This window comes from Pseudomonas fjordensis (assembly GCF_976987115.1).
This window is the reverse complement of the sequence record NZ_OZ336860.1, coordinates 1,934,441-1,961,171: the sequence shown is the minus strand read 5'-3', so window position 1 is coordinate 1,961,171 and position 26,731 is coordinate 1,934,441. Positions and strand designations below refer to the sequence as shown.

Annotated in this window: 24 protein-coding genes and 1 pseudogene; 15 read left to right on the top strand and 10 right to left on the bottom strand. The window is 60.8% G+C overall.

The window, feature by feature from the left end; genetic code table 11:
• Positions 1-93: 93 nt before the first annotated feature.
• From ACWHXD_RS09050 to tal, 5 genes and pseudogenes are all read left to right on the top strand, one after another.
• Positions 94-336 carry a CopG family ribbon-helix-helix protein gene (locus ACWHXD_RS09050; protein WP_032902648.1) on the top strand — a complete coding sequence of 81 codons (243 nt, stop codon included), beginning with the start codon at positions 94-96 and terminating at the stop codon, positions 334-336.
• Positions 326-627, top strand: a pseudogene (locus tag ACWHXD_RS09045) (type II toxin-antitoxin system RelE/ParE family toxin). The gene ACWHXD_RS09050 and the pseudogene ACWHXD_RS09045 overlap by 11 nt, the downstream one beginning before the upstream one ends.
• An 84-nt stretch (positions 628-711) precedes the next feature.
• On the top strand, positions 712-1,698 hold the full coding sequence (gene dusA, locus ACWHXD_RS09040) for a tRNA dihydrouridine(20/20a) synthase DusA (RefSeq protein WP_138762164.1): 987 nt from the start codon (positions 712-714) through the stop codon (positions 1,696-1,698).
• Between the two features lie 167 nt (positions 1,699-1,865).
• Positions 1,866-4,271: a TonB-dependent siderophore receptor gene (locus tag ACWHXD_RS09035; protein ID WP_032892824.1), complete on the top strand. Its 2,406-nt coding sequence runs from the start codon at positions 1,866-1,868 to the stop codon at positions 4,269-4,271.
• 332 nt (positions 4,272-4,603) lie between these two features.
• Positions 4,604-5,530: a transaldolase gene (gene tal, locus ACWHXD_RS09030; protein ID WP_019818234.1), complete on the top strand. Its 927-nt coding sequence runs from the start codon at positions 4,604-4,606 to the stop codon at positions 5,528-5,530.
• 191 nt (positions 5,531-5,721) lie between these two features.
• Here the strand turns inward: tal and rssC are convergent, their stop codons facing one another.
• Both rssC and rssB read right to left on the bottom strand, forming a co-directional pair.
• Positions 5,722-6,204, bottom strand: a complete 483-nt coding sequence (gene rssC / locus ACWHXD_RS09025; protein WP_003172602.1) for an anti-sigma factor antagonist RssC — start codon at positions 6,202-6,204, stop codon at positions 5,722-5,724.
• On the bottom strand, positions 6,204-7,385 hold the full coding sequence (rssB, locus tag ACWHXD_RS09020) for a two-component system response regulator RssB (protein WP_073523319.1): 1,182 nt from the start codon (positions 7,383-7,385) through the stop codon (positions 6,204-6,206). Before rssB ends, rssC begins: the two co-directional genes overlap by 1 nt.
• A gap of 276 nt (positions 7,386-7,661) precedes the next feature.
• Between rssB and ACWHXD_RS09015 the strand changes: the two genes are divergently transcribed.
• Positions 7,662-7,958, top strand: coding sequence for a PilZ domain-containing protein (locus ACWHXD_RS09015; RefSeq protein WP_138762166.1), 297 nt, complete (start codon positions 7,662-7,664; stop codon positions 7,956-7,958).
• 136 nt (positions 7,959-8,094) lie between these two features.
• On the opposite strand, the gene ACWHXD_RS09010 is transcribed toward ACWHXD_RS09015, so the two are convergent.
• Positions 8,095-8,784 carry an MlaA family lipoprotein gene (locus ACWHXD_RS09010; protein ID WP_032892828.1) on the bottom strand — a complete coding sequence of 230 codons (690 nt, stop codon included), beginning with the start codon at positions 8,782-8,784 and terminating at the stop codon, positions 8,095-8,097.
• A 195-nt stretch (positions 8,785-8,979) separates the two neighbouring features.
• Here ACWHXD_RS09010 and pcrP point away from each other — a divergent pair, with 195 nt between their 5' ends.
• Both pcrP and ACWHXD_RS09000 read left to right on the top strand, forming a co-directional pair.
• A complete protein-coding gene (gene pcrP / locus ACWHXD_RS09005; protein WP_003189687.1) occupies positions 8,980-9,588 on the top strand; it encodes an HAD superfamily inactivated hydrolase PcrP in 609 nt (202 codons plus the stop codon).
• 111 nt (positions 9,589-9,699) lie between these two features.
• A complete protein-coding gene (locus ACWHXD_RS09000; RefSeq protein WP_047710338.1) occupies positions 9,700-9,966 on the top strand; it encodes a DUF4404 family protein in 267 nt (88 codons plus the stop codon).
• Positions 9,967-10,118: 152 nt separating this feature from the next.
• Here the strand turns inward: ACWHXD_RS09000 and queF are convergent, their stop codons facing one another.
• The gene (gene queF / locus ACWHXD_RS08995; protein ID WP_032892832.1) at positions 10,119-10,949 is read right to left on the bottom strand and encodes an NADPH-dependent 7-cyano-7-deazaguanine reductase QueF; all 831 of its coding nucleotides are present in this window, start codon (positions 10,947-10,949) and stop codon (positions 10,119-10,121) included.
• Between the two features lie 66 nt (positions 10,950-11,015).
• Positions 11,016-11,537 carry a copper-resistant cuproprotein CopI gene (gene copI / locus ACWHXD_RS08990; RefSeq protein ID WP_032892833.1) on the bottom strand — a complete coding sequence of 174 codons (522 nt, stop codon included), beginning with the start codon at positions 11,535-11,537 and terminating at the stop codon, positions 11,016-11,018.
• 156 nt (positions 11,538-11,693) lie between these two features.
• Between copI and ACWHXD_RS08985 the strand changes: the two genes are divergently transcribed.
• Entirely contained in the window at positions 11,694-12,374 is a 681-nt protein-coding gene (locus ACWHXD_RS08985; RefSeq protein ID WP_032892835.1) for a heavy metal response regulator transcription factor, read from the top strand.
• On the top strand, positions 12,371-13,720 hold the full coding sequence (locus tag ACWHXD_RS08980; RefSeq protein WP_032892837.1) for a heavy metal sensor histidine kinase: 1,350 nt from the start codon (positions 12,371-12,373) through the stop codon (positions 13,718-13,720). The genes ACWHXD_RS08985 and ACWHXD_RS08980 overlap by 4 nt, the downstream gene beginning before the upstream one ends.
• Before the next feature lie 128 nt (positions 13,721-13,848).
• Here the strand turns inward: ACWHXD_RS08980 and ACWHXD_RS08975 are convergent, their stop codons facing one another.
• From ACWHXD_RS08975 to ACWHXD_RS08965, 3 genes are read right to left on the bottom strand one after another with little or no spacing between them, the layout of a single operon-like run.
• A complete protein-coding gene (locus ACWHXD_RS08975) occupies positions 13,849-15,093 on the bottom strand; it encodes a lipoprotein-releasing ABC transporter permease subunit (RefSeq protein WP_032892838.1) in 1,245 nt (414 codons plus the stop codon).
• A 60-nt stretch (positions 15,094-15,153) separates the two neighbouring features.
• Positions 15,154-15,837, bottom strand: a complete 684-nt coding sequence (gene lolD, locus ACWHXD_RS08970) for a lipoprotein-releasing ABC transporter ATP-binding protein LolD (RefSeq protein ID WP_019818240.1) — start codon at positions 15,835-15,837, stop codon at positions 15,154-15,156.
• Positions 15,838-15,844: 7 nt separating this feature from the next.
• Positions 15,845-17,095, bottom strand: coding sequence for a lipoprotein-releasing ABC transporter permease subunit (locus tag ACWHXD_RS08965; RefSeq protein WP_138762167.1), 1,251 nt, complete (start codon positions 17,093-17,095; stop codon positions 15,845-15,847).
• A gap of 94 nt (positions 17,096-17,189) precedes the next feature.
• Between ACWHXD_RS08965 and ACWHXD_RS08960 the strand changes: the two genes are divergently transcribed.
• A complete protein-coding gene (locus tag ACWHXD_RS08960) occupies positions 17,190-17,768 on the top strand; it encodes a PilZ domain-containing protein (RefSeq protein ID WP_003189673.1) in 579 nt (192 codons plus the stop codon).
• Positions 17,769-17,812: 44 nt separating this feature from the next.
• The gene (locus tag ACWHXD_RS08955; RefSeq protein WP_003189671.1) at positions 17,813-18,535 is read left to right on the top strand and encodes a glycerophosphodiester phosphodiesterase; all 723 of its coding nucleotides are present in this window, start codon (positions 17,813-17,815) and stop codon (positions 18,533-18,535) included.
• Between the two features lie 42 nt (positions 18,536-18,577).
• Here the strand turns inward: ACWHXD_RS08955 and sthA are convergent, their stop codons facing one another.
• Complete coding sequence (sthA, locus tag ACWHXD_RS08950) at positions 18,578-19,972, bottom strand: Si-specific NAD(P)(+) transhydrogenase (protein ID WP_003189670.1); 1,395 nt, start codon at positions 19,970-19,972, stop codon at positions 18,578-18,580.
• 214 nt (positions 19,973-20,186) lie between these two features.
• Between sthA and ACWHXD_RS08945 the strand changes: the two genes are divergently transcribed.
• A complete protein-coding gene (locus tag ACWHXD_RS08945) occupies positions 20,187-20,720 on the top strand; it encodes a chalcone isomerase family protein (RefSeq protein ID WP_032892839.1) in 534 nt (177 codons plus the stop codon).
• Between the two features lie 171 nt (positions 20,721-20,891).
• Here the strand turns inward: ACWHXD_RS08945 and ACWHXD_RS08940 are convergent, their stop codons facing one another.
• Positions 20,892-22,355, bottom strand: a complete 1,464-nt coding sequence (locus tag ACWHXD_RS08940) for a glyceraldehyde-3-phosphate dehydrogenase (protein WP_032873405.1) — start codon at positions 22,353-22,355, stop codon at positions 20,892-20,894.
• 340 nt (positions 22,356-22,695) lie between these two features.
• On the opposite strand from ACWHXD_RS08940, the gene mfd reads away from it, so the two are divergent.
• Both mfd and ACWHXD_RS08930 read left to right on the top strand, forming a co-directional pair.
• Positions 22,696-26,145 (top strand): transcription-repair coupling factor, encoded by a 3,450-nt coding sequence (mfd, locus tag ACWHXD_RS08935; RefSeq protein WP_032892840.1) that lies wholly within the window; start codon positions 22,696-22,698, stop codon positions 26,143-26,145.
• A 10-nt stretch (positions 26,146-26,155) separates the two neighbouring features.
• The gene (locus ACWHXD_RS08930; RefSeq protein ID WP_499083842.1) at positions 26,156-26,722 is read left to right on the top strand and encodes a CsiV family protein; all 567 of its coding nucleotides are present in this window, start codon (positions 26,156-26,158) and stop codon (positions 26,720-26,722) included.
• The last annotated feature ends 9 nt before the right edge of the window (positions 26,723-26,731 follow it).

Sequence of the window (26,731 nt, the reverse complement as noted above, 5' to 3'; positions counted from 1 at the left end):
CTCACTCCCAGACACACCTCGCGACGGCCTGCTGCTTCAACCCGACGCTTCACGGTGTAAGATGCCCCACAACCGTCCACCATCGAGGCCGCCATGACTGGGATATCCCTAAACTTGCCGGAAGACCTATCCAACTCTCTCGCCGACCTGGCCAAAACCAACGGCCAGACAGCAAGCTACCTGGCGATGGACGTTCTTCGCGACTATATCGAGCACGAAAAAACGCTGACCGCCCAAATCGAGCTGGCAGTAAAGGAAGCCGACGAAGGCAAATTCGCCACTGATGACCAAGTGGCAGCCATGCGCGCTAGGCGCTGGAGCAGGAATGCGGGTTGAGTGGCTTGAAAAAGCACTCAAAAACCTGGAAGACGAAGCGAACTATATCGCTCTCGAAAATCCAAAAGCCGCTGACGACTTCTCGGATGCCATTTTCGCCAGTGTCGACAGGCTGGCTCAGTTTCCTTCAATGGGCCGCGAAGGTCGGGTGAAACATACCCGCGAATGGGCAGTTCCCAATTGGTCCTATCTGATCCCGTATCCTATCTGATCCCGTATAGAGTGCTGGACGATCGACTGCAGATCCTTGGCGTATTCCACACGCGGCAACGTCCTCGCTCGAAGTGGTAATGCGCGCAAAACTTGCCTCTCCGGCACCCGAGATCCGTTCCTGATAAACTGCGCCCCATTCGCCTCGCCAACTCAGATTCCCCCATGCCCCTACAAACCGTCCCACTCTCCCGCCGCTTCTCCGTCGCCCCCATGATGGATTGGACCGACCGCCACTGCCGGTTCTTCCTGCGCCTGCTCTCCAAGCACGCCCTGCTCTACACCGAGATGGTCACCACCGGCGCGATCCTCCACGGCGACCACGACCGCTTCCTACGCCACAACGAAGCCGAGCACCCGCTAGCGCTGCAACTGGGCGGCAGTGTCCCCGCCGATCTGGCCGCCTGCGCCCGCATGGCCGAGGCCGCGGGTTACGACGAAGTGAACCTGAACGTCGGCTGCCCCAGCGACCGGGTGCAGAACAACATGATCGGCGCGATCCTGATGGCGCACCCTGCCCTGGTGGCGGACTGTGTGAAGGCGATGCGCGATGCGGTGTCGATCCCGGTGACGGTGAAGCATCGTATCGGCATCAATGGCCGGGACAGTTATGCCGAGCTGTGTGATTTCGTCGGGACGGTAAAGGACGCCGGTTGCACCAGTTTTACCGTGCATGCGCGAATTGCGATTCTGGAGGGGTTGTCGCCCAAAGAGAACCGGGACATTCCGCCGTTGCGTTATGACGTGGCGGCGCAGTTGAAGCGGGACTTTCCGGGGTTGGAGATTAATCTGAACGGTGGGATCAAGACGTTGGAGCAGTGCCAGGAGCATTTGCAGACGTTTGATGGGGTGATGTTGGGGCGGGAGGCTTATCACAATCCGTATTTGCTGGCGGAGGTGGATCAGCAGCTGTTTGGCAGCACCGCGCCTGTCATCACCCGCGCCGAGGCGCTGGCGCAGTTGCGCCCGTATATAGCCGAGCACTTGGCGACAGGTGGCGCGATGCATCACATTACGCGCCATGTTCTGGGGCTGGGGACCGGTTTTCCAGGGGCGCGTAAGTTTCGGCAGTTGTTGTCGGTGGATATTCATAAGGCGAGTGATCCGTTGGCGTTGTTGGATCAGGCGGGGGAATTGCTGGAGGGGCGTTGATTGGGGCAGTGCTGCTCGCTGCGCACGGTCGTTATGAAATTCGAGCACTGCACGAGCAGCCGTCTCTAGCGGTCACCCAGAATATTACAATTATCTTTTACGGTTATTGGTGTTTCGTCCGTCTCACTACCTAGAACGATAATTTTTCGTATTTAGGGGAGGCACCGATGTACCGTCCGCTGTATAAAGTTTCGCGCGTGAAATCTTTGTCTGTAGCGCCGCTTACCATGCTGTGTGTACTGATGTCCGATCTGGCGGCTGCCGACCCTCATCAGTTCAATATCGCACCACAGCCCTTGGCAAGCGCGCTGAATCGCCTGGCCGCTCAGAGCGGTTTACGGGTGATCGTTGATGGCTCTTTGGTGTCGGGCAAGAACAGCCCTGGCGTAGTCGGCTCCAAAGAACCGCAGGCCGCACTGGCTGAAGTGTTGAGCGGCAGCGGCTTGACGTGGCGGCCTACCGCTGAGGGTAGCGTGACGCTGGAGAAGGCAGCTGAATCAGGCGGTGCCTTGCAGTTGGGTGAGACCTCGATCACCGCTCAGCACTTGGGCGAGACGACCGAGGGCAGCGGTTCCTACACGACGGGGGCCATGCAGACTGCCACCAAGCTGCCACTCACCTTGCGTGAAACGCCGCAGTCGGTCAGCGTGGTCACGCGCAAGCGCATGGACGACAAGGCCATGACCACCCTCAGCGATGTCGCCGAAAGTGCGCCGGGTGTGTTCCTCAATACCTCCGGCGGCGCCGGGCGGCCCACGTTCAGCGCGCGTGGCTTCGACGTCGATACCATTTTGTACGACGGTTTCCCCACCAGTTTCCTCACCTATATACCCAGCAGCGAAGCCAACCTGGCAATGTATGACCGCGTCGAAATCGTTCGCGGCGCCACCGGCCTGGCTCAGGGCGCCGGCAGCCCCGCGGGCGCCATCAACTTGATACGCAAGCGCCCGACCCGTAAATTCCAGGCCACGCTCACCGGCAGTGCCGGTAGCTGGGACGATTACAGCAGCACCCTGGACGTCGGCGGCCCGCTAAACGACAGCGGCACCTTGCGCGCCCGCACCGTACTCTCAAAGCAGGACTCGAAAAGTTTTCGCGAAGCGGTCGAGAGTGACGCCGACTTGTACTACGGCGTAGTCGACGCCGACCTGACCGATACCACCACCCTGACGGTGGGTGCCTACCGGCAGAAGGACTACACCAACTACGTCTGGGGTGGGCTGCCTATGGCCCGAGGTGGTGGCCATCTGGGATTGCCGCGCGACACCTTCCTGGGCCATGACTATGAATACATGGACAACCGCACCACAGGTTATTTCGCGACCCTGGAACATGGCTTCGCCAATGACTGGAAACTGCGCATGGCCGCCATGCAGGCGACGACCAACACGGACGTGCTGGCCTCTTCCATCTGGGGATACAACCGCCACTACCTGTGGACGCAAGCCATGGAGCAGAAGGAAAAAGGCTACGATCTGGCCCTCAGCGGCCCCTTCCAGCTACTGGGTATGGAACATGACTTCACCGTGGGTGCCAGCAAGCGCCAGCTGGACTACCGTACCGGCAAACTGTGGGAGCGTTTCATCGACAGTAACGTCGACCTCTTCGGCTGGGATCCACGGGGTCATACCAAGCCGGAGATCACCAAGGGGCGCACCCTGCGTCCCGAGACCACCACACAGGACAGCTTCTATACCAGCACCCGCTTGCGCTTGACCGAGCCGTTGTCGTTGATTCTCGGCGGCCGCCTGGACTGGTACGAATTCGAAAGCCGGGAAACCCCCGAAAGCAACTACAAGGTCACGCGCAACCTGACCCGTTATGCCGGCCTGGTCTACGACCTGGATGCCAACCACTCGGTCTACGTGAGCTACACCGATATCTTCAAGCCGCAGACCGAAAAAGGTCTCGGAGGGCAAGTGGTGAAGCCGATCAAGGGTGAAAACTACGAGGTGGGCATCAAGGGCGAATACTTTGATGGTGCGCTGAACGCCAGTGCAGCCATCTTCCAGATCGATCAGAACAATCGTGCCCAGGAAATGCCTGATGTCAAAGGCTGCGGTACAACCCCTGTAAGCTCATGCTACGAGGCTTCCGGCCTGGTGCGCAGTCGAGGCATTGACCTGGAAGTTCAGGGCGCCCTGACCGAAAACTGGCAACTGGCCGGCGGGTACACCTACACCCAGACCAAATATGTCACCGATACCGATACCTCCAGGGAAGGACAGGATTTCAACCGCCGACTGCCGCGCCAACTGTTTAAGGTGTCCACCATCTACAACCTGTCCGGTGACCTGAACCGCTGGCGCATTGGCGGTGACCTCTACCAGCAGAGCCAGATCCGCACCTCGGGGGGCAGCGGCACCAGTGCATGGAAAAACCGCCAGGGCTCGTACACGATCGCCGGCCTGGTAGCGGGGTACAAGGCCAACGAGCATCTGGATCTGCAGTTGAACGTAAACAACCTGTTTGACCGCAAGTACTACTCCAGCGTCGCCAATGGCGCCTATGAGCCTTACGACATCTACGGCGACCCACGCAATTTCAAGCTGACTGCCCGCTACAGCTTCTAGGCGGCTGCCCCTCGCCCGCGTGCAGGAGCGAGCTTGCTCGCGAGAAACCCATAGGCGCCGCGTTTATTCAGGAAGCGCGCGTTATCGTTGAGGTTTTTCGCGAGCAAGCTCGCTCCTACAGTATTGGGAGCAGGCTCAAGGGCAATGACGTGGTTATCGGGCAGTTGGGTTGAACCTGCCATCGATTTTGCCCTCCAAATGAGCACCACGGCCGATGATTCAAACGGCTGTTTCCAGGTTATTGCCCTCGCAAACGACCTAACGCATTTGCGCCCTTGAGCGCCTGCCAGCGCTCGGGTAATGTCACTAGACCCACAGGACAGAGCACGCCCATGACTTCCAAGCTGGAACAACTCAAGCAATTCACCACCGTCGTAGCCGATACCGGCGATTTCTCCACGCTCGCCAAGCTCAAGCCGCAAGACGCGACCACCAACCCTTCCCTGCTGCTCAAGGCTGCGTCGATTCCTGGCTATGCCAAGCTGCTGGATGAGTGTGTGCAGGATTGCAACGGCGATGTGGGCCTGGCCAGTGACCGCTTTGCGGTGGCGGTGGGCCAAGAGATTCTTAAAGTAGTGCCGGGCCGTATTTCCACTGAGGTGGATGCGCGCCTGTCGTTCGACGAGGCCGCGATTCTCAAGCGTGCGCACCGTCTGATCGACCTGTACGACAAAGCCGGCGTTGGCCGGGACCGCGTGCTGATCAAGATCGCCTCCACCTGGGAAGGCATCCGCGCCGCCGAGAAGCTGGAAAAAGAAGGCATCCAGACCAACCTGACCCTGCTGTTCTCGTTTGCCCAGGCCGTGGCTTGTGCTGAAGCGGGTGTGTTTCTGATTTCGCCGTTCGTGGGCCGTATCTACGACTGGTACAAGAAGGCCAACGGCAACGACTACACCGGTTCCGATGACCCGGGCGTGCAGTCGGTGACGCGCATCTACAACTACTACAAGGCTAACGGCTACAAGACCGTGGTGATGGGTGCGAGCTTCCGTAACCTCAGCCAGATCGAAGAGCTGGCCGGGTGTGATCGCCTGACCATCAGCCCGGACCTGCTGGAGAAACTGGCAGCCGATGAAGGCAAGCTGGAGCGCAAATTGGCGCCCGGCCACGCCGGTGAGGCGCGGGTGCACATGACTGAAGCGCAGTTCCGTTGGGAGTCCAACGAGGACGCGATGGCGACTGAGAAGCTGGCCGAGGGGATTCGTCAGTTTGCGCGGGACCAGGAGAAGCTGGAGGCGTTGTTGTCGGCCAAGCTGTAAAGGCAGATCGCGGCAAAAAGGGCGGCACCTGTGAGGGTGTCGCCCTTTTTTTGCCTCGGTGTCACCGCCGTCCGATGTGGGAGCTGGCTTGCCTGCGATAGCGGTGGGCCAGCCAACACTTCATCGACTGACACGGCGCAATCGCAGGCAAGCCAGCTCCCACAGGGGAATGTGTTTCAACAGGGGAGCTGTCAGTGCCGCTCGAGGGCGTTGACGAGGTCGTGGAAGGCTTCGCGGTTGGACTCATTCAAGCCCATCAGGATTTTATGCGCTTCCAGCACCTTGACCCGCACCACTTCCTCGGACTGGTCCTGGGACGGCAGGTCGGTGAGGCATTCCGGGCAGGGGATCGGGCGATCAACGATGTTGAACACCTGATCAAAGCCCATGGACTGCAACAGACGGGTGATGTCTTCATGGGTGGTGACCACGGTCGGCAACAGGCCGACCTTCTGCCGCGACAGAATGGACAACTTGGCCAACAGGCCCAGGGTGGTGCTATCGATGCTGCGCGTTTCGGTCAGGTCGATCACGATCGCCGAAAAGTTCAGCGCTGTGAAGATCCGCTCGATCGTCGCATCCAGGGCCGAACACAAGGTCAGGCGCACTTCACCGACAAACTTCAGGACGAAGGTCCCGTCTTGCTCGGCGAATTGGATTCTTCCGGTACTCATCAAAGATTCCTGCTCAACACCAATAGGGCGATATCATCCGGCATCTCCCCTAGCGTGGCCAATCCAAAAACCTGCCGCAGGCCATCCAGGCTGCCGCCCGCCGACTTGACCTTTTGGGGCAAGGCGGCTTCTTTCTCTTTGAGTGTAGGCTCTGGAAGAAGGTCCAGAATACCGTCGGACATCAGCGTCAGGCTGAAGGTCGGTGGCAGTTCCAGGATGTGGTCTTCGTAGGTGGCTTCGTTAAACAAGCCTACGGGCAGGCCACGCCCTTCCAGGTAGCGCACACTGTCAGGAGTGTACAAAACAGGCATCGGCAGGTGACCGCCAATACTGTAGGTCAAAAGACCGGTTTCTTCGTCGATCACGCCGCCGACCATCGTCACGTGCTTGCCCAGCTTGCAGCTGATCAGGCCTCGGTTGATGTGGCCCAGCACCTCGGAGGGGGTGAACTCCGGCAAGGTGCCATTGCGCTTGGACTCGAACAACAGCCGTGTGGTCATGAACTTCAACAACACGGTAACAAACGCTGAAGACGCGCCGTGGCCGGAAACGTCGGCCAGGTAGAACGCTACGCGCCGCTCATCGACGCGGAAATAGTCGACAAAATCACCCGAGAGGTACAACGACGGGATGATCTGGTGGGCGAACTTGAATTCGTCGGTGGTCCAGGGGCTGACCGGCAGCATGTTCATCTGCACCTGGCGACCGGCGTTCTGGTCTTCCTGCAGCAGGTTCAGGCTGGCTTCGAGTTCGCGGTTGGCGGTCTCGAGCTTTTCGCGGTAGCGCTGGTTTTCCACGAGCAGGCGTGCACGGTCCAGGGCGCGGCGCACCGAGTGCTCCAGCACGGCCAGGTCTTCCAGGGGTTTGATCAGGTAATCGGCGGCGCCCAGGCGCAAGGCTTCAACGGCATCGTTCATGACACCGGCACCGGACACGACAATCACCGGCGTTTGCGGGGCAAGGTCGGTCACCTGGCGAATCAGCTCCAGGCCGCCCATCTGGGGCATGCGCAGGTCGCAGATCACAAGGTCGGGCTTGTCGCGCTCGAATACCTGGAGACCCTGTTGGCCATTACTGGCCTGCAGGACGCTGAAGCCACTGTCTTCCAAGTAGGCCGCGAGGCTCGCGCGCACTACTTCGTCGTCATCGATTATCAGCAGCGTGGCACTGGTTTTTTGCATGTGGGCAAACGGCGCCAGAATTAGGTTGGCGTAGGCGGCTCGGCAATGGCCGGGCTCACGTACTGGATTCGCTTTCTAGCCTCTCTGTCCTACAAAGCATTGGGATTTGGCCCATGCACAACGGTAAAGCAGAGGTGCCCTTCTAAGGCGCAGACGGTACTCCCATCCGTGAGGGGTTTCAAGCTCATGCCGATGGTCGCCGGGCGTCTTTACACCGCAAATCACCGGGAGTTATAAGAACCCTCACAACCACAACGCAAAGTAAGGATGGATGCTGTGAGCGAACACGAGCGCGACTACGCCGAAAAACGCGATTTCATCCGCATGCGAATAGATGCCGATGTGTCTTTGATCCATGCCGGGCAGGAGATTGCCGGTACCTGCGTGGACCTCTCCAGTTCTGGCATGCAGGTGCAGGCACCTCGCCAGTTCACGGTGGGCGACCTGCTGACCGTGCGCATTGATTCAGAGCACGCCGCGCTCAGGGGTCTTGAGGCGAATACCGAGGTGGTGTGGACCAAGGCGGTAGGCGATGACCAGCATCTGGGCCTCAAGATTCTGAAAATGCGCTAGCGCAACATCCAGCCCCTACGCAAGGGTGACGCGGAGCGTCACGGGATGCATTCCCACGCGGAGCGTGGGAACGATCAGCGTGTACAAAAAAGGCGACCTTAGAAAGGTCGCCTTTTTCATTTCAAAACGTCACAGCTTAAAAGTCGTCAACGACCTTGCCGTCCTTGACCTTGAACTCTCGGTTCTGCAGGTAAGCGTTACGAATGAAGGTGTACTTGTCGCCGCTGATCAGCTTCTCGCTGTCGAGCAGGCTGGCGCGCACGTCGACGACGTTGAGGCCGAAGGTGCTGTTACGCCAGCCGATGTCGTTCATGTAGCGGTACGGTTGGGTATAGCTGTCGACGTATTTGGACGGCGCATCACGCAAGGTGCTTGGGCCCAGCAACGGGATCATCACGTACGGGCCGCTGCCCACGCCCCAGTAGCCGAGGGTTTGGCCGAAGTCTTCATCGCTGCGCTGCAGCCCCATTTTGGTGCCGACGTCGATAAAGCCGAGTACGCCAAACGTGGTGTTGACCAACAGGCGGGCGGTGTCGACGCCTGCATTGTGCGGCTTGAGTTGCAGCACGTTGTTGGCCAGGTTGCCGACATCACCGATGTTGCGGAAGAAGTTGTGAACGCCGTCCTGCACAAATTGCGGGGTGACGAACTGATAGCCCTGGGCGAGGGGCTTGAGGGCGTAGGTGTCAACGGTGTCGTTGAAGGTGAAGATGGGGCGGTTGACGCTTTCCCATGGGTCATCTTCCGAGGCCGCTTGGGCTGCGAACGGTGCCAACAGGATGGTGGCACACACCGATAGCTGAGCGAAGTACTGGCTCCAGCGCATAGCTTTTGCTCCTTGAATGGTCTGTCATGGGCGCTATGCCCTGAATAAGGCTGTCAGTATATGACGGAAGTGTCGATTTAGGCAGCTACCTAGAATCGTCTTACGGAAAATGCACAAAATTCCCACAAATATCGACAGTGTCATCCCCTTGTCATGCCGCCCCGATAGCGTGGCAGCTATTTCAGGGACGTTCAGATGCCACACGCCGAGATTGCCGTCGCCGCCGCCCCCTCGTTGACCGCCGTGTTATTTGGCCTGAGTGGCTGCCTGGTGGATTTTGGTTCCCTGGCGCGCACCGACTCACCTTGCGCCGACGCCGAGGCCACGCCGGGGGCGTTGAAGATATTGCGCAGCCTCAAAGAACAAGGCGTGCCCTGCGCCTGGCTGGACGAATTGCCTCCCGCCGTAACCACGCCACTGTGCGCCGGCCTGCCTGGCTGGCTCAAGGCCGCCTCGCCCTCCTCCATTCGCTGGCCTGCGCCCCACGCCTGCTGGCAAGCCTTGATGGAGTTGAACATCGAACGCCTGGAAGGCTGCGTACTGGTCAGCGGCGAGCCGCGCCTGCTGCAATCGGGCCTGAATGCCGGTTTGTGGACCATCGGCCTGGCCTCCTGCGGTTCGCTCTGCGGCCTGTCGCCCCAGCAATGGCAGGCGCTCACCGAGCAGCAACGCGAACACAAGCGTGGCAAGGCCACGGTGGCACTCTATGGCCTGGGCGTGCACTCGGTGATCGACCACCTCGGCGAACTCGGCACCTGCCTGGCCGACATCCGCCTGCGCCAGCTCAAGGGCGAGAAGCCCTGATCGAGATCATGCACAGTTGGCCCCAGTGGATTAATCTACAGGTCAGCCCGTAGACCTTTCACGGCGTGCCGCGGTCTATGCCAGTGCCTATCGATAAAAGGAAAGAACGTCATGCCTGATCGCAAAAAACTGGAAGAACAGGTCGAGATCCTGCGCGGGCAGTTGGAACAGGACCCGCCGCTGCCAGTGGAGAAACGCAAAGCACTGGAGGCGCTGATTGCCAAGTTCGAAATGCAACTTGAATTGGAACCGGCGACTCAGACACCCAGTATTTCCGACGATGTGAATCAAGCGGCCATAGAGTTTGATGCTGAACATCCAGTCATTTCTGGGACCTTGCGCAATATCATGACCACCCTGGCCAATATCGGCATCTAACCCAAACCCAAGCCAAACACAAAACCAAATGTGGGAGCGGGCTTGCTCGCGAATGCGGTGTATCAGTCAGTTCATGTGTAACTGACCCACTGCATTCGCGAGCAAGCCCGCTCCCACACAAGCCCCCTGCCACATTGGGATTTGGGTAAGGCTTACTGACGCGCCAGGCGCACGTTCAGGAACTGGGTGTTCTCAGTGCTGCGGTACGGATTGATATCCAACCCACCCCGACGCACATACCGCGCATACACGGTCAACTTCTCCGGCTTGAGCAAGCGCTGCAAGTCCAGGAAGATCCGCTCCACACACTGCTCATGAAAGTCCGAGTGCTGGCGAAAGCTGACGATATATTCCAGCAGGCTGGCGTGATCCAGCGCAGCACCACGGTATTCCACCACCACACTGCCCCAATCCGGCTGGCTGGTCACCGGGCAGTTGGATTTGAGCAGGTGGCTGTGCACGCTCTCCTCCACTACACGCGAGTCATCGCAACGCAGCAGTTCCGGGCGCGGGTGTTCGTAGCTGCTGACGTTGATATCCAAGTCGTCAATGCACACGCCCGGCAGCGCCATCACGCCTTCGGCTTCGATATCGGCCAGGCTGCGAATGCGCACATTCACGGGCTTGCCGGCCGCTAAGCTGAGGTCGGTGCGCAGGGTGGCTTCGAGGCTTTGCGTGTCGGCAAACGCGGTCTGGTTCAGCGAGTTGAGGTACAACTTGAAGGACTTGGACTCGATGATGTTCGGCGAGTCGGCGGGAATGCTGAATTCACCGATGGCCACCACCGGCTTGCCCGACGGCAACAACCAGGACAGCTCGAAGCAGTTCCAGAAATCCACGCCCTTGTACGGCAGGGTCTCGGCGCTCAGGCCCAGCTCGGCCCACTTGGCGGCGCGTGGAATCGGAAACAGCAACGAAGGCGTGTAGGTGCTGATGTATTCACTGGACTTGCCCAGCGGCGAATGTTCGGCTGCGGGATGCATGGCGGAAACCTGGCTAAATAAACCGCGCCAGTCTACCAGCCTTTGCCCCCGCCCTTAACAAACGCCTCACTCAACGGTCAGTTTGCCGACCATGCCTGCCTGGTAATGCCCTGGCAGGTTGCAGGCGAACTCAAGGCCGGTGGCCTGCTTGAACGTCCAGGTCAGTTCGGCCTTCTTGCCCGGCTCCACCAATACACTGTTGGGGTCATCGTGCTTCATGCCGCCCATATCGCCGTGGCCCATGGCGCCGTGGTCCATCTTGCCCATGCCGGTGGCGGTCAGCATGCCGCTGGCCTGCATCTGCATCATCTCTTTCTGGTGGGCGGCATGCATGGCCGCGTCGCCCAGGTTGAACTCATGCAGCAACTTGCCCTTGTTGACCAGCACGAAGCGCACGGTTTCACCGGCCTTGACGTCCAGGGACTTGGGCTCAAAGGCGATGTCCCGCAGCGTGACTTCAACGGTGCGCGTGGCTTTATCTGCCGGGGCCGGCTGGCCGAACGCGTAGGTATGGGCCGCATCCGCCAGCGCATTGAAACTCAACGCCAGCAGGCAGCCCGCCAATAACAGGGGTGTACGCAACGCCATCTTTCACTCTCCACAATAGGTATCCAGCTTGGGCAACACTTTAAGATGGCCTCGCTGCCAGCCAGCTGACTGCTAGATTACAACTTTGTCAGCTTGTGCTCATACCCCGGAGCCCAGGGTATAAAGGCCGGCGCCCACCTTGACCAAGAGCCCGATATGAAACTGCTGATCGTCGAAGACCAACCCAAAACCGGTCATTACCTGCGCCAGGGCCTGGCCGAGGCGGGCTTTACCACCGAATTGGTGGCCGACGGTACCAGTGGCCAGCACTTGGCGCTGACGGGCGACTATGATTTGCTGATCCTCGATGTGATGCTGCCCGGCCGCGACGGCTGGCAAATCCTGCAGGCGGTGCGCAGTGCCGGCCTGGACATCCCGGTGCTGTTCCTCACCGCCCGCGATGCCGTCGAAGACCGAGTACACGGCCTGGAGTTGGGCGCCGACGATTACCTGGTCAAACCCTTCGCCTTTTCCGAACTGCTGGCGCGGGTGCGCACCTTGTTGCGCCGTGGCAGCAGCACGCCGCAGGACACCCTGTTGCAACTGGCCGACCTGAGCCTGGACTTGATCCGCCGCCGCGTCGAGCGCAGCGGCCAGCGCATCGACCTCACCGCCAAGGAGTTCGCGCTGCTGGAGCTGCTGCTGCGTCGCCAGGGCGAAGTACTGCCCAAGACCCTGATCGCCTCCCAGGTGTGGGACATGAATTTCGACAGCGACACCAATATCATCGAAGTCGCCATTCGCCGCCTGCGCCTGAAAGTCGACGACAATTTCCCCAACAAACTGATCCACACCGTGCGCGGCATGGGTTACGTGCTGGAGGAGCGGTTCACGTGATCAAGCGCCTGTCCCTGACCAGCCGCCTGGCGCTGCTGTTTGCCGCCTGCACGGCGGTGGTTTCGTTGATCGCCGGAGTATTGTTCAACCGGGCCAGCGAGGCGCATTTCATGGAGCTGGACCAGCAACAGCTCGAAAGCAAACTGGTGGCCCTGCGCAGCACCTTGCAGGGTGTCGCCTCACCGGAAGACCTCGCCCAGCGCACCCCTCAACTGCGTGCCGAACTCGATCACCAGCCCGACCTCACCTTGCGCATCACCGGGGCGGGTCAACGTTGGCTGGACGGCGCGCCCAACCTTAGCTTGCCCCAGGCGCCCGGCCTGCACAGCCTGCAACAGGCAGGCACCGACTACCGCGTCTTCATCGCGCCCTTGACGCCCAGCCAACTGGATTCGCCCCAGTTGACCCTGATCCTCGACATCACTCACCACCAGCACTTTCTACAGCGCATGCAACGCTTGATCTGGCTGACCGTGAGCCTCTCGGCCCTGGCCACCGCCCTGCTCGGCGCCTGGGCTGCGCGCAGTGGCTTGCGACCGCTGCGGCGCATGGGCGAAGTGGCCGCCAGCGTCTCCGCCCACTCCCTCACACAACGCTTACCCCAGGAGCAAATGCCGGTGGAACTGGCGGAACTGGCCCAGGCCGTCAACGCCATGCTGGCCCGCCTGGACGACGCATTCCAGCGCCTGTCCGCCTTCAGCGCGGATATCGCCCACGAACTGCGCACACCGCTGTCCAACCTGCTGACCCAGACCCAAGTCATCCTCACCCAGCCACGCCCGCTGGAGGATTACCGCGAGGCGCTGCACAGCAACCTCGAAGAGCTGCAATGGATGGCGCAACTGGTCAACGACATGCTGTACCTGGCCAAAGCTGACCACGGCTTGCTGATGCCCAGCCGAGAAGCCCTGGATTTGGGCGATGAGGTCGACGCACTGTTGGAGTTTTTTGCCCTGCTGGCGGAGGACGCGCAGGTGACGCTGGTGCGCGAAGGCAGCGCCCATACCATGGGCGATCGCGGCATGTTGCGCCGGGCCCTGTCGAACTTGCTGGATAACGCGCTGCGCTTTACCCCACCGGGCGGTGAAGTGCGGGTACGGATCGAGAGTGGCGTGACACTGACGGTGGAGAACAGCGGGGAAGGCATTCCCGCGCCGTTATTGCCGCGGCTGTTTGATCGTTTCTACCGAGCCGATCCGTCCAGGCGTGCAGGCAGCAGCGAACATGCAGGGTTGGGGTTGGCGATTACCCAGTCGATTGTGCGGGCGCATGGCGGGAGGATTTATTGTGAGTCGCAGGCGGGCTGGACCCGGTTTGTGATTGAATTGCCCAAGGGCGACTGCTGATCGTTCCCACGCTCCGCTGATCGTTCCCACGCTCCGCGTGGGAATGCATTCCGGGACGCTCTGCGTCCCAACAGCGGACGCGGAGCGCCCGGTGAGGCATTCCCACGCAGAGCGTGGGAACGATCAGGTTACGAATACCTCAGCGCATGCGCCGGCTCAATCTTCGCCGCCCGATACGCCGGGTAGATCGTCGCCAAAAAGCTCAACACAAACCCCGCCGAGCAAATCAGCAACACATCCCCACCTTGCAGTTCCGAAGGCAGGTTGCTGACAAAGTACACATCCGAACTGAAGATATGCTGCCCGCTCACCCGCTCCAGCCAGCCCACCAGTTCACTCACGTTCAGCGCCGCAATCACCCCCAGCACGCCGCCGATCAGGGTGCCGACCACGCCAATCACGGTGCCCTGCACCATGAAGATCGCCATGATCTGCCGAGGCGTGGCGCCGATGGTACGCAGGATGGCGATGTCCGCGCCCTTGTCGTTCACCACCATGATCAAGGTGGCGATGATGTTGAACGCGGCCACGGCGACGATCATCAGCAACAGCAGGCCGATCATGGTCTTTTCCATTTTCATGGCGCTGAACAGGCTGCCCTGGGTGTGGGTCCAGTCGTCCGGCTTGTAGGCCGCGCCCAGGCTGGCGGCGATATCTGCCGAGACTTTGGGCGCTGCATACAGGTCCTTCACCGCCAGGCGCACGCTTTGCACCTGGTTGGGCTGCCAATGCTGGATTTCAGCGGCGTCGGCCATGTGGATCAGGGCCATGGAGCCATCCAGCTCGGCGCCAACCTTGAAAATGCCCACCACGTTCAGCCGTTGCATGCGTGGGGTAATGCCGCCTGGGGCGCTGCTGAGTTCCGGCACGATCAGGGTCAGCTTGTCGCCCACGCTCAGGCGAAAGCGGCGTGCGGTGATATCACCGACCACCACGCCGAATTCGCCAGGTTTGAGGTCGTCGAGTTTGCCGCGCACGATGTGCTGGGCCACGATCGACACCTTGCCTTCCTGGGCCGGGTCGACGCCGCTGATCTCGATCGGCTGCATCGCGCCCTTATAGGAAAACATGCCGTCCATTTGGGTGAAGGGCACGGCGGCGGTGACTTGCGGATTCTTCATCGCAGCGGCGGCCACCGGCTGCCAATCATCAATCGGCTTTACGCCGACGATAGTGGCGTGGGGCACCATGCCGAGGATGCGCGAGCTCATTTCACGCTGAAAGCCGTTCATCACCGAAAGCACTACGATCATCGCCAATACGCCCAGGGCGAGGCCGATCATCGAGGTCATCGAGATAAACGAGACAAAACGGTTGCGGCGCTTGGCGCGGGTATAGCGCGTGCCGATAAAAATCGATAACGGTCTGAACATTCGCGGGCACCGTTGAAAAAATGAAAAAGCCCGGCCTCAAAAAACCGGGCTTGCAACAGGTCAGATAGCGACCAGATGACCTTCCTGCAAATGCAGTACGCGGTCCATCTGCCGGGCCATGCTCATGTCATGGGTCACCACCAGGAACGCGGTGCGCATCTGGGTGCTCAACTCCAGCATCAAGTCCTTGATGCCCTGGGCGGTGTGGGAGTCGAGGTTACCGGTCGGCTCATCGAGCATCACCAGGCCGGGGTTGTTCACCAGGGCACGGGCAATCGCCACGCGCTGGCGCTCACCACCGGACAACTCTGCTGGCTTGTGCTCCAGGCGATGGCCCAGGCCGACACGCTCAAGCAAGGCCGTGGCACGCTGGCGCGCTTCGGGAATTGCGGTTTTGCCGATCAACAGCGGCATGCACACGTTTTCCAGGGCGGTGAATTCCGGCAGCAAGTGATGGAACTGGTACACAAAGCCCAACGAGCGGTTGCGCAGTTGGCCACGGGCCTTTTCATTCAAGGCCGACAGCTCTTCACCGGCCAGCCATACGCTGCCCTGGGACGGCGTATCGAGGCCGCCCAACAGGTTGAGCAAGGTACTTTTGCCGGAACCGGAACTGCCGACGATTGCCACGCGCTCGCCAGGGTGCAGTTCAAGCTGCAGGTTGGACAGCACCACCACCGACTCCGGGCCTTCCTCGTAGGATTTGCCCAGGTTGCGGCAGCTCAGGATTGCTTTTTCACTCATGCCCGATTCACTCATAACGTAATGCCTGTGCTGGCTGGGTACGTGCCGCGCGCCAGGCTGGATACAGGGTGGCAAGGAAGCTCAGGACCAACGCGGCGCCGCCCACCATCAGCACGTCCTGGGTTTGCACCTGGGACGGCAAGTAATCGATGAAGTAGACGTCGGCGTTGAGAAACTTGTGGCCGATCACTTTTTCAAGCAGGGCGATGGCGGCGCTGACGTTCAGCGCTGCCAGGATGCCCACCGCCGTGCCGATCAAGGTGCCAACCACGCCGATCACGGTGCCCTGCACCATGAAGATCGCCATGATCTGCCCCGGCGTAGCGCCCAGGGTGCGCAGGATGGCGATGTCGCCCTTCTTGTCGTTCACCACCATCACCAGGGTGGAGATGATGTTGAAGGCCGCCACGGCGACGATCAGCAGCAACAACAGACCGATCATGGCTTTTTCCATGCGGATGGCCTGGTACAGGTTGCCGTGGGTACGGGTCCAGTCGCGGGCGTAATACTCGGTCTCCCCCAGGTGCTGGGCAATTTCCCAGGCGCCGCGCGGGGCGTCGAACAGGTCGTTGAATTTCAGGCGCAGGCCCTGCACCTGTTCGGGCTGCCAGCGATGCAGGCGGGCCAGGTCGGTGAGGTTGGTCAGGCCGATGTAGCCGTCGATCTCGCCAGCGCCAACGTGAAAGGTGCCCACCACGGTAAAGCGCTTCATGCGCGGGAACATGCCGGCCGGGGTCACGGTGACTTCCGGGGCGACGAAGGTCAGCTTGTCGCCAACCCCCACGCCCAGCTTGGCCGCGGCCTTGTCACCGATGACGATGCCGAAGCTGCCCGGCGCCAACGCGTCGAGCTTACCTTGCAGCATGAACTTGTCGATGATCGAGACGTTGTGTTCCTGGGCCGGATCGATGCCATTGAGCAGGATCTTCTGCACCTTGCCGTCGTTGGTCAGCAACCCCTGCATCTGGGTAAACGGCGCTACCGCCACCACCTTGGGGTTCTGCTGGACCTTGGCGGCCAGGCTTTGCCAGTCATTGATCGGCGCATCGCCTTCAATGGTCGCGTGGGGCACCATGCCCAGCACGCGGGTGCGCATCTCATGATCGAAGCCATTCATCACCGACAGCACCACGATCATCACGACCACGCCTAGGGCGAGACCGATCATCGAGGTCAAGGAAATGAACGACACAAAATGATTGCGACGCTTTGCACGGGTATAACGCGTGCCGATAAATACGAAGAGAGGTCTGAACATGTCGGGGCTTGTTCGGAGGAAAAGAAGACGTCCCGGTGGCGGGGTCTGGTCAGCAGCTTTACACTCAGACCATTACCGTTACCTGGGGTTCGCCATGTCGACATTAGATGAAGAAGAGCGCCGCGAATACTACCGTATCGATGACATGATCGCACTTCAAATCAAACCCCTGTCTGGCCCCGACGCGGCGAGCAAGGAAGTGTTGCTGGATGATTCGCCGCTGTTCAATCTGCTCAGCGAACTGCACCTGAGCGAATTCGAAGCCCAGCACCTGTTGCGCCAGATCAACGAGAAAGACCGCAGCCTCGCGGCGTTCCTCAAAGTGCAGAACAAACGCCTGGACCTGCTCAGCCAGGTCATGGCCCGCGGTTTGCTGAACGAGGTGGGCGCGCCGCAACCGGTGATCCTCTCCGAGGGCGGCATCGACTTCCAGCACCCCACGCCGCTGGCCGCCGACACTCACCTGGCGGTCAAGCTGGTGCTGATGCCCCAGGCGCTCGGCCTGTTGCTGCGCGCGCGGGTGACCCATTGCGACCCCAAGGGCGACGGCTTTGATGTGGGCACGGAATTCGAGTCCATGACCGATGCCCAACGCCAACTGCTGGCGCGCTATATCCTGCAGAAACAGGCCCAGGAACGCCGCCTGGCGCGAGAACAAAGCGAAGACCTCTGAATGCGTATTCACGACGCCAGCCATCCTGGCGCAAAGGAGCAACTGTGACCCTGATTTACGGCCACCGCGGTGCCAAAGGCGAAGCACCGGAAAACACCCTGACCAGCTTTCAGGAGTGCCTCAAGCACGGCGTACGCCGCTGCGAGCTGGACTTGCACCTGTCCATGGACGGCGAGTTGATGGTCATCCACGACCCGACCCTCAAGCGCACCACCGACCGGCGCGGCAAAGTCGTCGAGTATTCGGCGGCTGACCTGGTGAAAATGGACGCGCGCAAAGGCGGCCCAGGCTGGGTAAGCCCCTGCCCGATCCCACGCCTGGAGGCGTTGTTCGAACAGTGCGACTTCGATCACTGGCAACTGGAAGTCAAAAGCGCCTCGCGTACCCGTGCCGCGACCACCGTGCTGGCGATTCGCGAAATGGCCGTGCGCTTTGGCTTGATGGACAAGGTCACGGTCACGTCAAGCTCGCGGGAAGTACTCAAGGCCGCCGTGGAACTCACCCCAGACCTGTCACGCGGCCTGGTCGCCGAATACGCCTGGCTCGACCCGCTGAAGGTCGCGCAGAACTATGGCTGTGAGTATTTGGCATTGAACTGGACGCTGTGCACCCCCGAGCGGCTGGAAAAAGCCCAGCGCCAGGGCTTGCATGTGTCCGTGTGGACAGTCAACGAACCTGCGCTGATGCGCAGGCTCGCCGACTTCGGCGTAGATAGCCTGATTACAGACTTTCCCGGTTTGGCCACTGCCACCCTCGAGAATTACTGAAATCGGTCTCCCCGGCCGGCTCAGGCCACCGGCCGGAGCCGCTCAAAAAAGCCGGTTGAGGCCGTCGTAGGCCGCTACCCGATAGGCTTCGGCCATGGTCGGGTAGTTGAAGGTGGTGTTGACGAAATACTTGAGGGTATTTTGCTCACCCGGCTGGTTCATGATCGCCTGGCCGATGTGCACGATCTCCGAGGCCTGGTAGCCGAAGCAATGCACGCCGAGCACTTCCAGGGTTTCGCGGTGGAACAGGATTTTCAGCATGCCTTGCGGCTCGCCGGCGATCTGCGCACGCGCCATGCTCTTGAAAAACGCCTTGCCCACTTCGTAAGGCACCTTGGCCTTGGTCAGTTCGTGCTCGTTCTTGCCGATGGAGCTGATCTCGGGAATCGTATAGATCCCGGTCGGCACGTCGTTCACGTAGCGCCAGCTGCCATTGTCAACGATGCTGCCAGCGGCCGAGCGGCCCTGGTCATGGGCGGCACTGGCCAGGCTTGGCCAGCCGATCACGTCACCGGCGCCGTAGATGTTCGGCACGCAGGTGCGGTAATTCTCGTCCACTTCGATCTGGCCACGGCTGTTGACCTTGACCCCGATGTTTTCCATGCCCAGCTTGTCGGTGTTGCCGGTACGGCCATTGCACCACAGCAAGGCGTCGGCCTTGATCTTCTTGCCGGACTTGAGGTGCAGGATCACCCCGTTGTCCAGGCCTTCGACCCGCTCGTACTCTTCGTTATGGCGCACGGTGATGTTGTTGTTGCTGAAGTGGTAGCTCAACGCCTGGGAGATTTCCGAGTCGAGGAAGCTGAGCAACTGGTCACGGTTGTCCACCAGCTCTACCAGTACACCCAGGCCACTGAAGATCGAGGCGTATTCACAGCCGATCACGCCGGCGCCGTAGATGATCAGTTTGCGCGGGGTGTGGCCCAGGCTCAGGATGGTGTCGCTATCGTAGATACGCGGGTGGTGAAAATCGATGTCCGCCGGGCGATACGGGCGCGAACCGGTGGCGATGATGATGTGCTTGGCCACCAGCTTCTCGACCACGCCATTGGCGCAGACCACTTCGACGGTTTGCTCGTCGGCGAAACTGCCGGTGCCGAAGAACAGGTCGACGCGGTTACGGGCGTAGTAGCCGGTGCGCGAGGCGACTTGCTTGGAGATGACTTTTTCAGCGCTTTTCAATACGTCCGGGAACGAGAACCAGCGCGGCTCACCAATGGCCCGGAACATCGGGTTGGTATTGAACTGCATGATCTGCCGTACCGAGTGACGCAACGCCTTGGACGGGATGGTACCCAGGTGGGTGCAGTTACCGCCGACCTGGCGACGGCTATCGACCATCGCCACCTTGCGCCCTGCTTTGGCAGCGTTCATCGCCGCACCTTCTCCAGCTGGGCCGGAACCCAGTACCACCACGTCGTAGTTGTAGACAGCCATGCGTACTCCTCAGAACAGGCCAGGCGTACGGTTGGACGCCGGGCTAAATCATGCCGCGGCCAGCGTGCATGAAGGACAATTTGGCTCAAGTGTGTGAACCGGGGCACAGTCTATAGAAGGCCGAGCGCCGCGAACATTAACCCTTGGTCGCGTCGTAGGCCAGTGTTGCCATACTACAGGACGCAAACCAGCGCCGAATTCAGGATGAGCCATTATGCGACAACTATTTTTCTGTTTGATGCTGATGGTGTCGCTCACGGCGCACGCCAACGATGCGCAGCGGCTCAGGCAGGCGAGCTTCCCGGCACAGGTCGAGGGGCTGGCCTTGAAAAACCAGGCGGTGTTCACCTATCTCTGGGCGGATGTGTATGCGGCGGCGCTGTATGCACCGGCTGACCTAGCTGCAAAGCAGGCCTGGGACCAGCAGAAGGCTGTGCGCCTGGCGCTGTATTACTTTCGCGACATCGACCGCAATGATGTGATCAAGGCGGCCACCGTCACCCTGGAACGCCAGCAGGCCAATGCCGGGTTGAACCCGGAGATAGCCAAGCTGCACGCGCGCTTTCGGGATATTCGCAGCGGCGATCGCTATGCCCTGGATTTTCGTCCGGGGCGCGGGTTGAATCTGGAGATTAATGGCCAGGTGGTGTTCAGCAGCCCGGACGCTGAATTAGCGAAGGCCTACCTGGGTATCTGGCTGGGGCCCAAAGGTCTGTCCGACAGTTTGCGCAACACGCTACTCAAGTGATGGCGGCGTTGACGGTTCCATCGTCATCGCGGGCAAGCCCGCTCCCACAGGTAAATGCATTTCAACTGTGGGAGCTGGCTTGCCTGCGATAAGGCCCTCCCAGACACCACAAAACCCACAGGCATGAAAAAGCCCCGAACCAGTCGGGGCTTTTTCATTCAGCGCAAAGGCTTAGCGCGGAAACGCAGGCGGGTTGACCCCAGCCATGTCTTCCATCACGCGAACTACCTGGCAGCTGTAGCCGAACTCGTTGTCGTACCACACGTACAGCACAACACGGTTGTCCTGGGTGATGGTCGCTTCGGCGTCCACCACACCGGCGTGGCGCGAGCCCACGAAGTCGGTGGAGACCACTTCCTGGGAATTGACGAAGTCGATCTGCTTATGCAGGTCGGAGTGCAGCGCCATGTAGCGCAGGTACTCGTTCATCTCTTCACGGGTGGCGGCTTTCTCAAGGTTGAGGTTGAGAATGGCCATCGACACGTTCGGCGTCGGTACGCGGATCGCGTTACCGGTCAGCTTGCCGGCCAGCTCAGGCAGGGCCTTGGCAGCAGCGGTAGCAGCACCGGTCTCGGTGATCACCATGTTCAACGCGGCGCTACGGCCACGGCGATCACCCTTGTGGAAGTTGTCGATCAGGTTCTGGTCGTTGGTGTACGAGTGAACCGTTTCAACGTGACCGTTGACGATGCCGAACTTGTCGTTCACAGCTTTGAGCACCGGCACGATGGCGTTGGTGGTGCAGGAAGCGGCGGACACGATCTTGTCGTCAGCGGTGATTTCAGCGTGGTTGATGCCGTGCACGATGTTCTTGAGCTTGCCCTTGCCAGGCGCGGTCAGTACAACGCGGTCGACACCCGGGCATGCCAGGTGTTGGCCCAGGCCCTCGGCATCGCGCCATACGCCGGTGTTGTCCACCAGCAGGGCGTTCTGGATGCCGTACTGGGTGTAATCCACCTCAGTCGGGTTCTTCGCGTAGATCACCTGGATCAGGTTACCGTTGGCGGTGATGGTGTTGTTTTCTTCGTCAATGGTGATGGTGCCATTGAACGAACCGTGTACCGAATCGCGACGCAGCAGGCTGGCGCGCTTGGTCAGATCGTTCTCGGCGCCTTTACGCACCACGATGGCACGCAGACGCAGGCCGTCGCCACCACCGGTTTTTTCGATCAGGATGCGCGCCAGCAGGCGGCCGATACGGCCAAAGCCGTACAACACCACGTCGGTGCCTTTGCGGGCGGCAGCGTTTTGCTGGCCAACCACATCGGCCATTTCTTCACGCACGAACTGCTCGGCGGTGCGGCCAGCGCCTTCTTTGCGGAATTTGTACGCCAACTTGCCCAGGTCTACCGAAGCCGCGCCGAGCTTGAGCTCGCTCATGGCTTTGAGCAGTGGGAATGTTTCGTGGACGGAGAGTTCGCTGTCGTCGGCGGAGCGATGGCGCGCAAAGCGGTGGGCTTTGAGAATCGCGATGACAGACTGGTTGATCAGGCTGCGGCCATAGATCGAGCTCACCACATTGTTATTGCGGTACAGCTGACCGATAAGCGGAATCATCGCTTCAGCGAGTGCTTCACGGTCGATCCATTCACCAAGACACTGGTCGGGCTTCTGAGTCACGGGAACCTTCCACATGTAGGGGCAGAAAAAAGGGGCTACATTATGTCGCCCGACTGAGCGTTGAGCAATGCGCCAAGGGCAACAAAAAGCCCTTGCAAAAAAATACCACCGCGCTACAGCCCAGGAAACACGCGGGTTCCAGAAGGCCACTAGTTTGGCGAGCAGGCCGACTTGTCCGTAACCCTCCTAAACATTCGCGCATTTTGGCACTACATATTGAGTCAAAACCCGCCATTGTTTGTCTTAGCCACTACATTTCCTACAAACCGTAATAGGCACAGTCAGCAACTGACAGGCGGCACCTGGGGCCGTTACAATTACCGACTTTGTCGCAACGCTTGGAGCTCAACCTTCCGTGCCCGTTCTGCGTCTACCGCTACTCCCTGCCGCGGCAGGTAAACAGCACTGGGGCAACCTGCCCGGTGCCGCCCTGAGCCTGGCCATTGCCGAGGCTGCCAGCGCAGCCAAGCGCTTTACCCTGCTGCTCACCGCCGACAGCCAAAGTGCCGAACGGTTGGAGCAGGAGCTGAGCTTCTTCGCCCCGGATTTGCCGGTGCTGCATTTTCCCGACTGGGAAACCCTGCCTTACGATCTGTTCTCGCCGCACCAGGACATCATCTCCCAGCGTATCGCCAGCCTGTACCGCTTGCCGGAACTGGCCCACGGCGTGCTGGTGGTGCCGATCACCACCGCCCTGCACCGCCTGGCACCGACCAAGTTCCTGCTCGGCAGCAGCCTGGTGCTGGACGTCGGCCAGAAGCTCGATGTGGAGCAGATGCGCACGCGCCTGGAAGCCAGCGGCTACCGCTGCGTCGACACGGTGTACGAACACGGTGAGTTCGCGGTGCGCGGCGCCTTGATCGACCTGTTCCCGATGGGCAGCAAGTTGCCGTACCGCATCGACCTGTTCGATGACGAGATCGAGACGCTGCGCACCTTCGATCCGGAGAACCAGCGCTCCATCGACAAGGTCGATTCGATCAAGCTGCTGCCGGCGCGGGAATTCCCGCTGCAAAAAGACGCGGTCACGCGCTTCAAGGCGCGCTTTCGCGAACGCTTCGACGTGGACTTCCGTCGCTGCCCGATCTTCCAAGACTTGAGCAGCGGCATCACGCCCGCGGGCATCGAGTACTACCTGCCGCTGTTCTTCGACGAAACCTCCACCCTCTTCGACTACCTGCCCCAGGACACCCAGGTGTTCTCGCTGCCGGGTATCGAACAGGCCGCGGAAAACTTCTGGAACGACGTGCGCAACCGCTATGAAGAGCGCCGCGTGGATCCGTCCCGGCCTTTATTGCCGCCCGCTGAGCTGTTCCTGCCGGTGGAAGACTGCTTCGCGCGCCTGAAAAACTGGCCGCGAGTGGTCGCCAGCCAGCAGGACGTGGACGCTGGCAGTGGCCGCGAGCGTTTCCCGGCGAGCGCGCTGCCCGACTTGGCGATCCAGGCCAAAGCCACGCAACCGCTGGAGGCGCTGTCTAACTTCCTCGGTGACTTCCCGGGCCGCGTGCTGTTTACCGCCGAATCCGCCGGGCGCCGCGAAGTGCTGCTGGAGCTGTTGGAACGCCTGAAGCTGCGGCCGAAAACCGTCGACAGCTGGCCGGATTTTGTCGCCAGCAAAGAGCGCCTGGCGATCACCATCGCGCCGCTGGACGAAGGGCTGCGGCTGGATGACCCGGCGCTGGCCTTGATCGCCGAAAGCCCGCTGTTCGGCCAACGCGTGATGCAGCGCCGACGCCGGGAAAAACGCGCCGACGCCAACAACGACGCGGTGATCAAGAACCTCACCGAGCTGCGCGAAGGCGCGCCGGTGGTGCATATCGACCACGGCGTGGGCCGCTACCTGGGCCTGCAGACCCTGGAGATCGACAACCAGGCCGCCGAATTCCTCACCATGGAATACGCCGAGGGCGCCAAGCTCTACGTGCCGGTGGCCAACCTGCACCTGATCGCCCGCTACACCGGCAGCGACGACGCCTTGGCGCCGTTGCACCGCCTGGGCTCCGAGACCTGGCAGAAAGCCAAGCGCAAGGCCGCCGAACAGGTACGCGACGTGGCCGCCGAACTGCTCGACATCTATGCGCGCCGCGCCGCCCGCGAAGGTTACGCGTTCGCCGACCCGAAAGCCGACTACGCCACTTTCAGCGCCGGTTTTGCCTTCGAAGAAACCCCCGACCAGCAAACCACCATCGAAGCCGTGCGCGCCGACATGCTCGCGCCCAAGCCGATGGACCGCCTGGTGTGTGGCGACGTGGGCTTTGGCAAGACCGAAGTGGCCATGCGTGCAGCCTTTATTGCGGTACACGGCGGTCGCCAAGTGGCGATCCTGGTGCCCACCACCCTGCTCGCCCAGCAGCACTACAACAGTTTCCGCGACCGCTTTGCCGACTGGCCGGTGACCGTGGAGGTGATGAGCCGCTTCAAGTCCGCCAAGGAAGTGAATGCTGCCGTCGCCGATCTGGCCGAAGGCAAAATCGACATCGTGATCGGCACCCACAAGTTGCTGTCGGACGATGTGAAGATCAAGAACCTGGGCCTGGTGATCATCGACGAAGAGCACCGCTTTGGCGTGCGCCAGAAAGAACAGCTCAAGGCCCTGCGCAGCGAAGTCGACATCCTCACCCTCACCGCCACGCCGATTCCGCGCACGCTGAACATGGCAGTGTCGGGCATGCGCGACCTGTCGATCATCGCCACGCCACCGGCGCGTCGTTTGTCGGTGCGCACCTTCGTGATGGAGCAGAACAAGAGCACGGTCAAGGAAGCCCTGCTGCGCGAACTGCTGCGCGGCGGCCAGGTGTACTACCTGCACAACGATGTGAAAACCATCGAGAAATGCGCCGCCGACCTCGCCGAACTGGTGCCGGAGGCCCGCATCGCCATCGGCCACGGGCAGATGCGCGAGCGCGAACTCGAACAGGTGATGAGCGACTTCTACCACAAGCGCTTCAACGTGCTGATCGCCTCGACCATCATCGAGACCGGCATCGACGTGCCGAGCGCCAACACCATCATCATCGAGCGCGCCGACAAGTTCGGCCTGGCGCAGTTGCACCAATTGCGCGGCCGCGTCGGGCGCAGTCACCACCAGGCCTATGCCTACCTGCTGACGCCACCGCGCCAGCAGATCACTTCCGATGCGGAAAAACGCCTGGAAGCGATCGCCAATACCCAGGACCTCGGCGCCGGCTTTGTATTGGCCACCAATGACCTGGAAATCCGGGGTGCCGGCGAGTTGCTCGGCGACGGCCAGAGCGGGCAGATCCAGGCGGTGGGTTTCACGCTGTATATGGAGATGCTCGAGCGCGCGGTGAAAGCCATCCGCAAAGGCGAGCAACCGAACCTCGACCAACCCTTGGGCGGCGGCCCGGAGATCAACCTGCGCTTGCCAGCGTTGATTCCCGAAGACTACCTGCCGGATGTGCATGCACGGTTGATCCTGTACAAGCGCATTGCCTCGGCGGCCGATGAAGAAGGCCTCAAGGACTTGCAGGTAGAGATGATCGACCGCTTCGGCCTGCTGCCGGAGCCGACCAAGAACCTGGTGCGCCTGACCCTGCTCAAGTTGCAGGCCGAGCAGTTGGGCATCAAGAAAGTCGACGCCGGGCCGCAAGGCGGGCGTATCGAATTCGAAGCGCAGACGCCGGTCGACCCGTTGGTGCTGATCAAGCTGATCCAGGGCCAGCCCAACCGCTACAAATTCGAAGGGGCTACGCTGTTCAAGTTCATGGTGCCGATGGAACGTGCCGAAGAACGCTTCAACACCTTGGAGGCGCTGTTTGAACGCCTCATTCCGAAATCCGTTTAAGGACGCCCCCATGCGCGTGTTCCGCATTTTGAGCCTGTTGTTGGTGGTACTCGCACCTTCGGCCTTTGCCGACAGCCTGTATCAGGTGGAAATGATCCTGGTGCGCCAGAATGCGGAACCTGTGATCAACAGCCGCGCCGCCCCGGAAAACTGGGATGCGGGCGCGCCGCGCCTGGGTGAGCGGATGAGCCCGCCGCGCCTGGGCAATATCGTCGACAAGCTGCGCGGCGACGCCAACTACACGGTGCTCGCGCACAAGGCCTGGGAACAGAACCTGGGCGAGCAAGCGGTGAAGGTGGCGATCACCGATGGCCAGGAGCAATTCGGCCAGTTCCCTATCGAAGGGGTGTTGAGCCTGCAACTGGGGCGCTTTACCGATATCGATGCGGATTTCTGGATCAACCAGTTCGACGGCAACGGCAGCGTGATTGCCAGCGAACACTTGAGCCAGAAAGACGTGCGCACCAAGAACAACCAGCTCAACTACCTGGACGGCGGCCACCTGGCGCTGCTGATCAAGATCACCTCGCTGACCGCCAAGCCACCCAGCGCACCACCGCCCGACCTTCAGGACTGATTGCGCGCC

Coding starts and splice junctions, on each gene's coding strand:
- ACWHXD_RS09050 (WP_032902648.1), top strand. CDS start 94: ATGACTGGGATATCCCTAAACTTGCCGGAAGACCTATCCAACTCTCTC.
- dusA (WP_138762164.1), top strand. CDS start 712: ATGCCCCTACAAACCGTCCCACTCTCCCGCCGCTTCTCCGTCGCCCCC.
- ACWHXD_RS09035 (WP_032892824.1), top strand. CDS start 1,866: ATGTACCGTCCGCTGTATAAAGTTTCGCGCGTGAAATCTTTGTCTGTA.
- tal (WP_019818234.1), top strand. CDS start 4,604: ATGACTTCCAAGCTGGAACAACTCAAGCAATTCACCACCGTCGTAGCC.
- rssC (WP_003172602.1), bottom strand. CDS start 6,204: ATGAGTACCGGAAGAATCCAATTCGCCGAGCAAGACGGGACCTTCGTC.
- rssB (WP_073523319.1), bottom strand. CDS start 7,385: ATGCAAAAAACCAGTGCCACGCTGCTGATAATCGATGACGACGAAGTA.
- ACWHXD_RS09010 (WP_032892828.1), bottom strand. CDS start 8,784: ATGCGCTGGAGCCAGTACTTCGCTCAGCTATCGGTGTGTGCCACCATC.
- pcrP (WP_003189687.1), top strand. CDS start 8,980: ATGCCACACGCCGAGATTGCCGTCGCCGCCGCCCCCTCGTTGACCGCC.
- ACWHXD_RS09000 (WP_047710338.1), top strand. CDS start 9,700: ATGCCTGATCGCAAAAAACTGGAAGAACAGGTCGAGATCCTGCGCGGG.
- queF (WP_032892832.1), bottom strand. CDS start 10,949: ATGCATCCCGCAGCCGAACATTCGCCGCTGGGCAAGTCCAGTGAATAC.
- copI (WP_032892833.1), bottom strand. CDS start 11,537: ATGGCGTTGCGTACACCCCTGTTATTGGCGGGCTGCCTGCTGGCGTTG.
- ACWHXD_RS08985 (WP_032892835.1), top strand. CDS start 11,694: ATGAAACTGCTGATCGTCGAAGACCAACCCAAAACCGGTCATTACCTG.
- ACWHXD_RS08975 (WP_032892838.1), bottom strand. CDS start 15,093: ATGTTCAGACCGTTATCGATTTTTATCGGCACGCGCTATACCCGCGCC.
- lolD (WP_019818240.1), bottom strand. CDS start 15,837: ATGAGTGAAAAAGCAATCCTGAGCTGCCGCAACCTGGGCAAATCCTAC.
- ACWHXD_RS08965 (WP_138762167.1), bottom strand. CDS start 17,095: ATGTTCAGACCTCTCTTCGTATTTATCGGCACGCGTTATACCCGTGCA.
- ACWHXD_RS08960 (WP_003189673.1), top strand. CDS start 17,190: ATGTCGACATTAGATGAAGAAGAGCGCCGCGAATACTACCGTATCGAT.
- sthA (WP_003189670.1), bottom strand. CDS start 19,972: ATGGCTGTCTACAACTACGACGTGGTGGTACTGGGTTCCGGCCCAGCT.
- ACWHXD_RS08945 (WP_032892839.1), top strand. CDS start 20,187: ATGCGACAACTATTTTTCTGTTTGATGCTGATGGTGTCGCTCACGGCG.
- ACWHXD_RS08940 (WP_032873405.1), bottom strand. CDS start 22,355: ATGTGGAAGGTTCCCGTGACTCAGAAGCCCGACCAGTGTCTTGGTGAA.
- ACWHXD_RS08930 (WP_499083842.1), top strand. CDS start 26,156: ATGCGCGTGTTCCGCATTTTGAGCCTGTTGTTGGTGGTACTCGCACCT.